This is a genomic window from Rhizobium sp. CCGE 510, from assembly GCF_000292525.1.
Lineage (GTDB): Bacteria > Pseudomonadota > Alphaproteobacteria > Rhizobiales > Rhizobiaceae > Rhizobium.
In genome coordinates, this window is sequence record NZ_AEYF01000024.1 from 17,458 (window position 1) to 28,681 (window position 11,224).

Annotated in this window: 12 protein-coding genes and 1 pseudogene; 8 read left to right on the forward strand and 5 right to left on the reverse strand. The window is 63.1% G+C overall.

Going from position 1 to position 11,224, the window contains the following annotated elements; translation table 11 throughout:
• Positions 1 to 74 precede the first annotated feature (74 nt).
• From RCCGE510_RS34755 to RCCGE510_RS12935, 4 genes and pseudogenes are all read left to right on the forward strand, one after another.
• Positions 75 to 164 (forward strand): annotated as a pseudogene (locus RCCGE510_RS34755) (type 1 glutamine amidotransferase domain-containing protein); the annotation flags it as partial.
• 121 nt (positions 165 to 285) lie between these two features.
• Positions 286 to 729 carry an SRPBCC family protein gene (locus RCCGE510_RS12925; protein WP_007630545.1) on the forward strand — a complete coding sequence of 148 codons (444 nt, stop codon included), beginning with the start codon at positions 286 to 288 and terminating at the stop codon, positions 727 to 729.
• A gap of 262 nt (positions 730 to 991) precedes the next feature.
• Positions 992 to 1,192 (forward strand): hypothetical protein, encoded by a 201-nt coding sequence (locus tag RCCGE510_RS12930; RefSeq protein ID WP_007630546.1) that lies wholly within the window; start codon positions 992 to 994, stop codon positions 1,190 to 1,192.
• Between the two features lies 1 nt (position 1,193).
• A complete protein-coding gene (locus tag RCCGE510_RS12935; protein WP_007630547.1) occupies positions 1,194 to 1,400 on the forward strand; it encodes a hypothetical protein in 207 nt (68 codons plus the stop codon).
• Between the two features lie 226 nt (positions 1,401 to 1,626).
• On the opposite strand, the gene RCCGE510_RS12940 is transcribed toward RCCGE510_RS12935, so the two are convergent.
• Positions 1,627 to 2,517, reverse strand: a complete 891-nt coding sequence (locus RCCGE510_RS12940; RefSeq protein ID WP_007630548.1) for an SDR family oxidoreductase — start codon at positions 2,515 to 2,517, stop codon at positions 1,627 to 1,629.
• 91 nt (positions 2,518 to 2,608) lie between these two features.
• Here RCCGE510_RS12940 and RCCGE510_RS12945 point away from each other — a divergent pair, with 91 nt between their 5' ends.
• On the forward strand, positions 2,609 to 3,433 hold the full coding sequence (locus RCCGE510_RS12945) for a helix-turn-helix transcriptional regulator (RefSeq protein WP_007630549.1): 825 nt from the start codon (positions 2,609 to 2,611) through the stop codon (positions 3,431 to 3,433).
• A 314-nt stretch (positions 3,434 to 3,747) separates the two neighbouring features.
• Here RCCGE510_RS12945 and ftsZ read toward each other — a convergent pair whose 3' ends face one another.
• The 3 genes from ftsZ to RCCGE510_RS12960 form a co-directional block, all read right to left on the reverse strand.
• The gene (ftsZ, locus tag RCCGE510_RS12950) at positions 3,748 to 4,767 is read right to left on the reverse strand and encodes a cell division protein FtsZ (RefSeq protein ID WP_007630550.1); all 1,020 of its coding nucleotides are present in this window, start codon (positions 4,765 to 4,767) and stop codon (positions 3,748 to 3,750) included.
• 316 nt (positions 4,768 to 5,083) lie between these two features.
• Positions 5,084 to 6,451 carry a HAMP domain-containing sensor histidine kinase gene (locus tag RCCGE510_RS12955; RefSeq protein ID WP_007630552.1) on the reverse strand — a complete coding sequence of 456 codons (1,368 nt, stop codon included), beginning with the start codon at positions 6,449 to 6,451 and terminating at the stop codon, positions 5,084 to 5,086.
• Complete coding sequence (locus tag RCCGE510_RS12960) at positions 6,448 to 7,116, reverse strand: response regulator transcription factor (RefSeq protein ID WP_007630554.1); 669 nt, start codon at positions 7,114 to 7,116, stop codon at positions 6,448 to 6,450. Before RCCGE510_RS12960 ends, RCCGE510_RS12955 begins: the two co-directional genes overlap by 4 nt.
• Before the next feature lie 148 nt (positions 7,117 to 7,264).
• On the opposite strand from RCCGE510_RS12960, the gene RCCGE510_RS12965 reads away from it, so the two are divergent.
• The 3 genes from RCCGE510_RS12965 (at position 7,265) to ilvB (ending at position 10,333) form a co-directional block, all read left to right on the forward strand.
• Positions 7,265 to 7,753: a hypothetical protein gene (locus tag RCCGE510_RS12965; protein WP_007630555.1), complete on the forward strand. Its 489-nt coding sequence runs from the start codon at positions 7,265 to 7,267 to the stop codon at positions 7,751 to 7,753.
• 72 nt (positions 7,754 to 7,825) lie between these two features.
• The gene (locus RCCGE510_RS12970; RefSeq protein ID WP_037078565.1) at positions 7,826 to 8,278 is read left to right on the forward strand and encodes a hypothetical protein; all 453 of its coding nucleotides are present in this window, start codon (positions 7,826 to 7,828) and stop codon (positions 8,276 to 8,278) included.
• Between the two features lie 342 nt (positions 8,279 to 8,620).
• On the forward strand, positions 8,621 to 10,333 hold the full coding sequence (gene ilvB, locus RCCGE510_RS12975) for a biosynthetic-type acetolactate synthase large subunit (RefSeq protein ID WP_007630559.1): 1,713 nt from the start codon (positions 8,621 to 8,623) through the stop codon (positions 10,331 to 10,333).
• Positions 10,334 to 10,441: 108 nt separating this feature from the next.
• On the opposite strand, the gene RCCGE510_RS12980 is transcribed toward ilvB, so the two are convergent.
• The gene (locus RCCGE510_RS12980) at positions 10,442 to 10,855 is read right to left on the reverse strand and encodes a hypothetical protein (RefSeq protein WP_007630560.1); all 414 of its coding nucleotides are present in this window, start codon (positions 10,853 to 10,855) and stop codon (positions 10,442 to 10,444) included.
• Positions 10,856 to 11,224 lie beyond the last annotated feature (369 nt).

Genomic DNA, 11,224 nt, shown 5'->3' on the forward strand with positions numbered 1-11,224 from the left:
TACGCCCCATCATTGATCTACACGCGTCAGATCTTCTCTTCATACATCTTAGCTTCAAATCTCACAGATGGTATTTGGGCTCGCTGATCGAGGAGACGCTTGCAGCGGGAAAGCCGCTGGCGCTCTGCCATGCGCCGGGGCTACTGACCAAGGTCAAGGCGCCGGGCTGACTGGTGATCCGGCTCGATCGATTTTTCTTGAAGAAAAGATCGATCCCGTGTCGGATCGGCCAGACCTTATCCGTCCTTAGCTCGTCCATTCCGTCCATTTAAAAGGATCACGAAGATGCCGAACACCATACGCCTGCACCGCGTTCTGGCGACCACCCCCGAGAAGATTTATCGCGCATTCATCGAAGCGGACGCGCTTGCCAAGTGGCTTCCGCCGAACGGCTTCCTCTGCACCGTACACCACCTTGAGCCGACCGTTGGCGGCACGTTCAGAATGTCTTTTCGCAACTTCACGACCGGCAACAGCCATGCTTTCGGCGGCGAGTTCCGCGAACTCGTCCCAGGCCAACGCGTTCGCTACACCGACAAGTTCGACGACCCTAACCTGCCGGGGGAAATGGAAGTGACCGTGACGCTGAAGAAGGTCTCGGTCGGTACCGAGGTTGAGATCGTGCAGGCAGGCGTGCCTGACGTCATTCCGCCTGAAGCTTGCTATCTCGGCTGGCAGGAGTCGCTGAAGAACCTTGCCAGGGTCGCCGAGCCGGATATCCAGGAATAGCTTAATTCGAGCAGCAGTTCGGAAGGGCCCAAGCTGGCGCCGACTCAAGAGAACCTCACCGTAAGGTGCCCCATTAGGGGCTTCGAAGGGTGAGGTCGGTGCGCGGACACCTAAAGAATGTAGGAAGCAGCAGGCTAGCAGCGTGTCCTTCTAGGCGCCGCCTTGGGATGAGGGCCGCAAGAGGATGCCGCAGGCCTTTCATGCGCCCGGGAACACTTCCGGCTCTGTTCGGTTTTCCCTGTTTGAAACAAGGAGAAAGACGATGGGCATGACAACACCCAAGGACGGCGCACCCGGCACTACCGACCAGTCTCCCCGCTGGGAAGGCCCGAAAGGAAATGCGCCGCGCGGCTATTTGAAAGCTAAGGATGATCCCGACCGCGATCGCGACGCGCACGGCGAAAACAATCGCGATCCTGAAGCCAAGGATTTCGGCGACGCCATGAAACGGAAGGGTGAATGAGATGGCCAATCCCGAGAAAGACGCGGCCGGCCAATTCGCCAAATCACAAGCCGATAGGAAAAGCAACGGTGTGGCCAGCGCCAAGCCGACAGTTATCACCGGCTCCGAAGATGCCACGGTCAACAAGAATCAGCCCGGCAAGAAAAAGCCTAAGGATTGGGACATCAACTACGATCCTGCCGATATGAACGAGGGCCGGGTGCGGTAGGCCAGGTTTCGGCTGAACCGTCGGCAGCGATCCTGGCTGGCGGCATCCTCCCGATGATGCGCCCGCGTCGTCCTTCAAGCCCCGCCGGGGAGCCTCTCGATGAGGCTCCCGAGAGGACTGGCGCGGCTCCGATCCTATTATTGGGGCGTGGCATCCCATAACGCTCGCAGGACATGCTCCGCGCAGCATCAAGCGTATCCACTTTTCCATGCCGCGGCGGACCACCTTACCCTCCGAAATAAGCCGGGTGATCGATATCGGCAATGAGGTCCGGTTGGGTCGGCTGCCAGCCGAGCAGCGTGCGGGTATGTTCGCTCGACGTTGGCACATCGAAGCCGGCGAACATTGCAAACCAGCCGAAATGCTCTGCCGCCTCTTCCCGCGACAGCGAGACGGCGGGGACGTCGAGCCGCCGGCTGATGACCTCGGCGATCTGCCTGAATGGTACACCCTCTTCGGCAACGGCCAGGAAGGGGCCGCCTACGGCACCGCGCTCCAGCGCCAGGCGATAGAGGCGGGCGGCATCGAGCCTGTGCACCGCCGGCCAGTGGTTCTGGCCTTCGCCGATATAGGCCGAAACACCCGTTCGCCGGGCGAAATCGATCAGGATCGGCACGAAGCCGTGGTCGCCATGGCCGTGCACCGAAGGCGGAAGCCGGACGGTGGAGGCCCGCACACCGCGCGCCACAAGCGATACCGCGGTGATTTCGGAGGCGCGGGGATAGGTCTCGGTGGTCGGCATCGGCGGGTCCTTTTCGGTGCCGACGCGGCCGGGCGCATGGCCGAGGCCTGCGGTGACCAGCAGCGGGCGGCTGGAGCCCTGGAGGGCTTCGCCGAGCGCCTCGATGGCGCGCCGGTCGAGGGCGCAGTTTGCGGCGAATTTCGAGAAATCATGGTTGAAGCCCGCGTGGATCACGCCGTCGGCCTCAGCTGCGCCGCGCTTCAGGCTTTCCAGATCCTCGAGCGTGCCGCGATGGACCTCGGCGCCGGCCGCCGACAATTCCGCAGCCCCCTTGTCTGAACGGGTGAGGCCAAGCACCTGGTGACCGCCAGCGATCAATTCGCTGACGACGGCCGAGCCGACCCAGCCTGTAGCTCCGGTGACGAATACCCGCATGTCGATATCTCCGTTTTCGATGGAGACAGATATCGACCGGTGCCGTATCCTGGTAAAGTAGTGAGTTTATCATGGTATAATGGCTAACAGGATGAGTGAATTCGTCAGCTCCGAGAACCGGCTGGGTGCCTATCTCAAGGATCGCCGCGCCAAGCTGGATCCGGCCGCCTTCGGCTTTGCCGGCGATCGCCGCCGTACACCCGGCCTGCGCCGAGAGGAGGTAGCAAACCGCGCCAATATCAGCCCGACCTGGTATACCTGGCTGGAGCAGGGCCGCGGCGGTGCGCCGTCAGCCGACGTGCTCAATCGGATTTCGCGAGCGCTGATGCTGACCGATATCGAGCGCGAGCATCTGTTCCTCATCGGCTTGGGCCGGCCGCCCGAGGTGCGCTACCGCAGGCAAGAGGGCGTGACGCCCAGGCTGCAGGGCGTGCTCGATGCACTGGACCCGAGCCCGGCGCTGATCCGCAACGCCATTTGGGACGTGATCGCCTGGAACCGGGCGGCAACCGTACTGCTCACTGATTACGGCGCGCTGCCGCCCGAGGAGCGCAACGTGCTGCGCTTCATCTTCCTCGATCCGCGCGTGCGCGCTGCCCAGTACGACTGGGAAAGCGTCGCCCGCTTCGTTGTCGCAGCCTTCCGCGTGGACGCGGCCCGCGCGGGTGCTGCGGCCGAGGTCGAGCCCTTAGTCGACGAACTCTGCCGCAAGAGCCCGGAATTCCTGGCGATGTGGCGCGACAATGACGTGCGTACGCACGGCGAGGGCGCCAAACACATCAAGCACCCGGTTCTGGGGCTGCTCTCTTTCGAGTATTCGGCCTTTCAGGTGGACGGGCGGCCGGACCTCAGCATGGTGGTTTACAACCCGGCGACGGCCGAGGATGCGGCGAAGATCAGGCGGGTCGTGGGGTGAGGATTCTAGTCGGGGTCCAAAGGCGGGACTGATGCGAGGCGCACCCTCTCGCGCGTCGAGGCTCGTTCCAGCCTTCGGCTTTCGCGCTTCAGGATGAAGCTCTCTCAAGCGGAGGCGATTACATCTCCAACATCGTCTATGATTCAGCGGCGGATGCTCTCCGCATCCCAAACACGGAGACCGTCGAAATCTCCGTGGTGCGCGAGGTCTCAGACATGCTCTTCGCCTGACCGGGTTTCAGCCGGTCAAACGGTGACGCCGCCCCGTCCGTTAATGTCCCGGGCGACGTCTAGCCACGATACCAGCGGCGACGCTTACTGCAGCGTGCGCGTCTGGATCTGTTCGGCGGCGTGAGGCGCGGATGCGGGCAGAGGGCTGCCTTCCAGTCCGGTCGCCACGACCGAGACGCGGAACCTGCCGTCGAGGCTGCGGTCGAAGATGGCGCCGACGACGATATCGGCGTCTTCCTGCACCTCGTCGCGAATGCGGCTTGCCGCTTCGTCCACTTCGAACAGCGTCATATCCGAACCGCCCGAGATCGAGATTAGCACGCCCCTGGCGCCCTTCATCGAGATATCGTCGAGAAGCGGGTTGGCAATGGCCGCTTCCGCCGCCTTCATCGCGCGGCTTTCGCCGGAGGCTTCGCCAGTGCCCATCATGGCGCGGCCCATGCCGCGCATGACCGATTTCACGTCGGCAAAATCGAGGTTGATCAGGCCTTCCTTGACGATCAGGTCGGTGATGCAGCCAACGCCGGCATAGAGCACGCGGTCGGCCGTCATGAAGGCATCGGCGAACGTGGTTTTCGCATCGGCGATGCGGAAGAGGTTTTGATTGGGAATAACGATAACCGTATCGGCCGCCTGGCGAAGCGCCTCGATGCCGATTTCTGCCATTCGCATGCGGCGGTTACCTTCGAACGTAAAGGGTTTGGTGACGACGCCGACCGTCAGGATGCCGGCGGCACGCGCGGCCCGCGCGATGACCGGTGCTGCACCCGTGCCCGTTCCGCCGCCCATGCCGGCGGTGACGAAGCACATGTGCGACCCGGCCAGGTGATCCATGATCTCATCGATCGATTCCTCGGCCGCCGCGTGGCCGACCTCCGGCAACGAACCAGCGCCGAGACCCTCGGTCACATTCGCGCCGAGCTGGATACGGCGCGTCGCCTTGGACGTGGCGAGGACCTGCGCGTCGGTATTTGCGGCGACGAATTCGACACCTGCCAGGTTTTCCGCGATCATATTGTTGATCGCATTGCCACCACCACCACCGACGCCGATCACAGTAATGTGCGGCCGCAGTCCCGAAATGCCGCCCTTGGCGTCCGTCATCGCGCTCTCCTTTGATGCTTCGTTCACGCCACGCCCTCGTCGCGGATAGCGAATCGGTGCTTAGGATAGCTGCCCAACAAGGCAGACGCGAGGCGAAAGACGTCTCGTCGAGAGCGGCGGCGATCGGTACAGGGGGCCCTGGTGATGGCTTTGAGGGCGGGAGCGTCATGTCGAGAACCGACAGCTGCGCTTCAGGGACATGTCAGAAGGGCTTTGCGCTGAAATTGTTGAAAAATTCGCCGCATCGGATTTTGGCTCACACCTCTTTTGAGGAATCGCGCTGTGGCGCTTAATTTTTACCGAATGCAGGAAGACCTTACCCCGCCACTCCCACTGCCACCGGCAAACACAATACGCACACCAACCCCACCGTCCCAGCCTCGAGCGTCAGCGATCCGCCATAAAGGCCCGCCAACTCGTTCACGATGCTGAGGCCAAAGCCATTGCCAGGGACGCGTTCGTCCTCCCGCACACCGGGCAGCAGCACGGCATCCAGCCTATCCAGCGGTATTCCCGGGCCGTCGTCCTCGATTACAATGCGGACGGTTGGGCCGTCGCGGCGGGCGCGGACAGTGACGCGCGAGGCAGCCCATTTGAAGGCGTTGTCGATCAGGTTTCCGAGCATTTCCTCGACGTCGCTTTCGTCGCAGGCGACCCGCAGGTCCGGGGGGATGTCGCTGTCGAAGGCAATCCTGCGTTCGGCATGGATCTGGCCGATCGCCCGGTAGAGATCGGCGAGCGACGCCGCCATGTCGGTGCTGGCAACATTGTTCGATGAGGCCATCACCCGGCGGGCGGCGGCGAGGTGGTGCTTGATCCGGTTGTCGATCCGGGCGGCGAGGCTGCGCAATGCGCCTTTGGGATCGTTTTTCCCGTCGAGCGCCAGCAGCAGGCTCGCCACCGGGGTCTTGAGGCCATGGGCGAGGTTTGCGAACTGCATGCGCGTTGCCGCGAGCCTCTCTTCGTTGGCCGCCAGCAGCGCATTGGTTTTCAGCGACAGCGGGGCAAGCTCGGCTGTGGCCTCCTCGGGCAGGCGGGTGCATTCTCCGCGGTTGATGGCGTCGATATTGGCCGCCATGGATTTCAGCGGCCTGAGACCGAAGCGGATTTGCCAGAGGGTGCCTGCCATCAGCACCAACCCCAGCACTAGCATGCAGGGCACCAGCCAGAAGAGGGCGCGTAACGCCGGGCCGACGAGGGCGATCATCGGCGCCGTCGCGGTGATCGTCAGCGTCACGCCGTCGATGCTGCGCACGGCCTGGCGAAGGTAGAGCGGCCCTCTTCCGCGATCGCCGCCCCTGCCTGATGTCGGCATGCCCGTCAGCACATGGCGCAGGTCCTGCCGTGGCGGCGGCGCGTCGATCGTACCGTTCATCAGGGAGCGGGAGGTCAGGCGCTGCTCTCCGGCGTCGACCTGCCAGTACCAGCCGGAGGATGGGCGATCGAAGGGCGGCGCATCGAGGGGCGCAGAGAGGGCGATCCTTCCTTCTGCATCGCGCGTCACGGCGCCGGCAAGGGCGCCGATCTGGGTGTCCAGACGCTGATCGACCTGCTCGCGTACCACAGTCTTCAGCGCCAGCCAGAGCACGATGGCGGCCACAACGAGCGCCAGCGTCACGAAGATGCCCGAGAACATCAGCAGCCGGCCGGCGATCGATCTCGGCTTGAAAGACGGAGCCTTCATGACGCGGCTGCTGCCGTCAGCATATAGCCGCGGCCGCGCACCGTCTCGATGCTGTCAGCACCGAGCTTCTTGCGCAGCCGGGCGATGATGACTTCGATGGAATTGGAGTCGACCTCGGCATCGCCGTCATAAACGCGCTCGGTCAGTTCCCGCCGGTCGACGATCATCTCCTTGCGCAGCATCAGGCAGGAGAGCACCCGCCATTCCAGCGCCGTCAGCTTCAGCGGCAGGCCGTCGAGCTCGAAGGTGCCGAGCTGCGCATCGAAGGCCAGCGCGCCGCAGGTAAGCCGCGCGGCTGCGTGGCCGGCCGCCCGGCGCACCAGCGCGCGCAGGCGCAACACCAGTTCTTCGACCTTGAAGGGTTTGGCGAGGAAATCGTCGGCGCCGGCCTTGAAGCTTGCGACCTTGTCCGGCCAGCCGTCGCGCGCGGTCAGCACCAGAACCGGCAGGTTGCGGCTGCCCTCGCGCCAGCCCTTCAGCACGCTGACGCCGTCGATCTTCGGCAGGCCGAGATCAAGCACAGCGACATCGAAGAGTTCGGTCAGTCCCGCGTGGAGAGCGTCCTCGCCGTTGCGCGATATGTCGACGACGAAGTTTTCCGATCGCAGCACGGCAGCGATCCGGCCGCTCAGGTCTTCGTCATCTTCGACGAGCAGTACGCGCATGGGGCAGGGCTTTCATCAGGGCCGGGCATCTTCGGGGACGGACCAAAACTATCGGGCCGAGCTTAACTCAATCTGAACGGAGAGGTTCAGGCGGGCGAGGGGGTGGAGCGGCTAGAGTGCGACCATTACTGACGCAAGGAGCAGATATATGCCGAATGAAGACCAGGACAACGTGCATACCGAGGGCGCAGCCACGCCCGTCCCGCGAGGACAGCGCCGGCGCCGGCTGGCGATCCCCGTCATCGCCGCCGCCGCGGCGCTTGTCATCGGTGCTGCCGGCGGTGCGGGCGCGGTGAAAATGATGCGTCCCACGCCGGAGATGGCGCCGCTGACGCCGGTGGCGATTTCGGCCATGCCGGCATCGAGCCTCGTCACCATCAAGGGCAAGGTCGTCGAGATCTACGGCAACAAGTTCCTGCTGCAGGACGACAGCGGCAAGGCGCTTGTTGAAACCGGCCGGGCCGGCGAGGGTGGCGCTCTCGTCACCCGGGACGAAGCCGTCACCATCCAGGGACGCTTCGACGATGGATTCGTGCATGCGAGCTACCTGGTTCGCCAGGACGGACGGACCGAAGCGCTGCGCCCGCCGAAAGGTCCGCCGCATCGACGATTTGAGGATTTCGATCACAGGCCTTGACGGGCCATGAACCAAAGCCGCGTTGCGGTGTTTACAAACGTGCTTCTCAATTCCGGCAAAGGAACAATTCCCATGCAAAGACTTCTCCTATCAGGCCTTGCTCTTGCCGCACTGGCCGGCGCCGCCTTCGCCCAACAACCGCCCGCCCCGCCATCCGCCGGAACTCCACCAGTAGCGACCGACCCGGCCTCACCACCGCCACCGCCTCCGCCTCCGTCTGCTTCCGGTGATAACGAGCCGATGATGGGTGGGCCGGACGCGCGGCCGGGCGATCGCCCCGATGACCGGTGGCATGGTTCGAGAGACGACATGGGTTTTCGCGACAATAGGGGTTTTCGCGACGACAGGGGCTTCCGCGGTTTCCATGGTCATCGCCCGCCACCGCCGCCGCCTTCCAAGGCCGCACATTTCCGGATCGAGGATGGCGACACCCGGATCGATCTGAAATGCGCCGAGGATGAACCGATGAAGGCCTGCGCCGACCTGCTGCTCCAGGTCATGGACCGCCTGCAGGGCCAGAACTGATCTTGAACATCCAGGCATAGCCAGGACGCCAGACGATGAACCGCCCGCCTTCTCGCGCGGGCGGTTTTGTCTCCTTCGGAAGCATTGACGACGAGCCGATTTGCCTTTAGCTGTGACGCTATGAAAATCGCATTGGTTCTGGCAGTGGTGATCGGGCGCATGGGCGGGATGGTGTAACCATCCAGCGAAAGCACCCATGCGCGGTAAGCAGGCTCCTGACGGGGCCTTTTTTTATGCCCTGAATTTGGGCGCGGGCCTCGTCGGACTTTCCACACATCATCACACCGATCAAGGAACGGAACCATGAGATCCCGTCATTCCATCGACACCCCGCGCGCGCAGATGACCGGCGCGGAAATCGTTCTCCAGGCGCTGAGAGACAATGGCGTCGAGCATATATTCGGCTATCCCGGTGCTGCCGTGCTGCCGATCTACGACGAGCTTTTCCAGCAGGAAGACATCAGCCACATTCTGGTTCGCCATGAACAGGGAGCCGGCCACGCCGCCGAGGGATATGCCCGCTCGACGGGCAAGGTCGGCGTCATGCTGGTGACCTCCGGCCCCGGCGTCACCAATGCGATCACGCCCCTTCAGGATGCCTTGATGGATTCCGTGCCGCTCGTCTGCCTGTCCGGCCAGGTGCCGACGACGCTGATCGGGTCCGATGCGTTTCAGGAATGCGATACCGTCGGCATCACCCGCGCCTGCACGAAACACAATTGGCTGGTCGGCGACGTCAATGATCTGGCGGCGGCCATCCATGAGGCCTTTCGCATCGCCCGATCAGGCCGGCCCGGGCCTGTTCTGGTCGACATGCCGAAGGACGTGCTGTTTGCGAGCGGCAATTATATGCCGCCTGCGGCTGTCGCCCCGAGGCCGAGCTACCAGCCGGACCGCCGCGGCGCCATCAGCGAGCTCGAAGCTGCGATCGCTCTGATGACGACGGCACGCAGACCGGTCATCTGCGTGGGCGGCGGCGTCATCAATTCCGGCCCTGAAGCGGTAAAACGGCTGCGCGAGTTCATCGATCTCACCGGTTTTCCCGTCACGTCGACGCTGATGGGGCTCGGCGCCTATCCGGCTTCCAGCCCGAACTGGCTGAAGATGGCCGGGCTACACGGCTCTCATGAGGCCAATATGGCAATGCATGACTGCGACCTCATGCTCTGCATCGGGGCGCGCTTCGATGGCGGGCTCGCCTCCAGCGTCGATGGTTTCTCACGGAATTCCCGGAAGATCCAGATCGATATCGATGCTTCCTCGTTCAACAAGACTGTGCGCGCCGATATCGCCATCCGGGGCGATGCCGCCGGTGTGCTTGCCGACCTCGTTCGTCTCTGGCGGGCGCTGCCGCAGGCGCCGGACCGGGCGCGGCTGAGCGAGTGGTGGAGCGCGATTGCCGGGTGGCGGGCGTGCCGGTCGTTTTCCTACGCGATGCGCGAGGACGTCATCATGCCGCAATATGCTGTCGAGCGGCTTTATGAGCTCACAAAAGATCGGGATACCTATATCACGACGGAGGCCGGCCAGCATCAGATGTGGGCAGCGCAATATTACGACTTCGAGCAGCCGAACCGCTTGATGACGTCAGGCGGCCTGGGGACGATGGGATACGGGCTGCCCGCCGCCCTCGGCGTGCAGATCGCCAATCCGAACAGCCTGGTTATCGACATAGCCGGCGATGTCTCCGTGCAGATGACGATGAAGGAAATGTCGGCAGCCGTGCAGCACAACGCGCCGATCAAGATCTTCATTCTCAACGGCGGCGATCAGGGAATGGCTCGGCAGCACGGAAATCCGGACTTCGTCAAACTTGCCGAAGCCTATGGCGGGCATGGCATTCGCTGCGAGAGGCCGGCCGAACTCGACGATGCGATCCTGGAGATGATCGCGGTGGACCGGCCTGTTCTGTTCGACTGCTGTGTTGCCGACTTCGTCGATTGCCTGCCGACAATCGGGGTGGGCAGGGCGTATCATAATATGTTGCTGCCCGGCGAGGTTGGCGCCGCGCTGTTTGCCGCGTCAGCCGATGTTGGCGGAGAGAGTCGCGTCTAGCGACTTTGGAGCACGGTTTGAAATGTCAGTCGCAGGAGTGGATTCTGCGACTGACATCGAGCCATCAGGCCTCCGGCTTTAGGGAGAGGTTTTCAGCGCTCGGGCCGGCTATTTGATGACGTTTACGTTCATCACGGTCTCCTGGATCTTCCCGTACCCGTAGGGCGATCTCAGAACGAACCTGTCACTGCCGATGTAGCCTGGCTCCGGTGTATAATATCCAACCACGCCTCCAACCTTAACCGTCCGGCATTTCGCCAGCTTTCCGGTTGCGCCGGGAAATACCGGTTCGTGGACAATCTGGAGACGGCCATGCTTGGGCTGTTCCACGATATGCGTGGCCGGATAATCGGCGTGGCTGCAATCGTCATTGATATGCCAGGTCTGGCCTATCTTCGTCTTTTCGCCACTGAGCGCCGTTATCGATTTGGACTTTTGCCTGAAGCTGTCGGAGGTTGTGGTGCAGCTCGACAGCGAAATTGCCGCCGTTGCCAGTATCAAGTATGAAAAAATGCTCTTCACTATAAATCCTCAACTTTTGCTTGAATGAATATTGGATTTTTTTGAGGAGTCAATCTGGGTGCGAAAGCGGATTCGGCAGTCGGTGGGCAGCCTCGTCCTTCGAGGCGATCCTGCGGATCGCGCCTTGGATGAGGGCGGGACGGCGCGCCAAGGCTTGAGCCATTGCACACATGGCGCACCGTCCGCCCACCAGCCACCTTGCACACATCGTCAACCTATCCGCAGTGCGGCACGCCGATCAGCCCTCATTCCGAGGTGCGCATGCCGGCCGAAGCTTCGAAGGACGGGGGCGGGTGATGAGCAGTGCCCATGGACGCATCCATTGCCGAGGAGACGCCGGTGGCCGCCCCCGTCCTTCGAGGCCCCTGC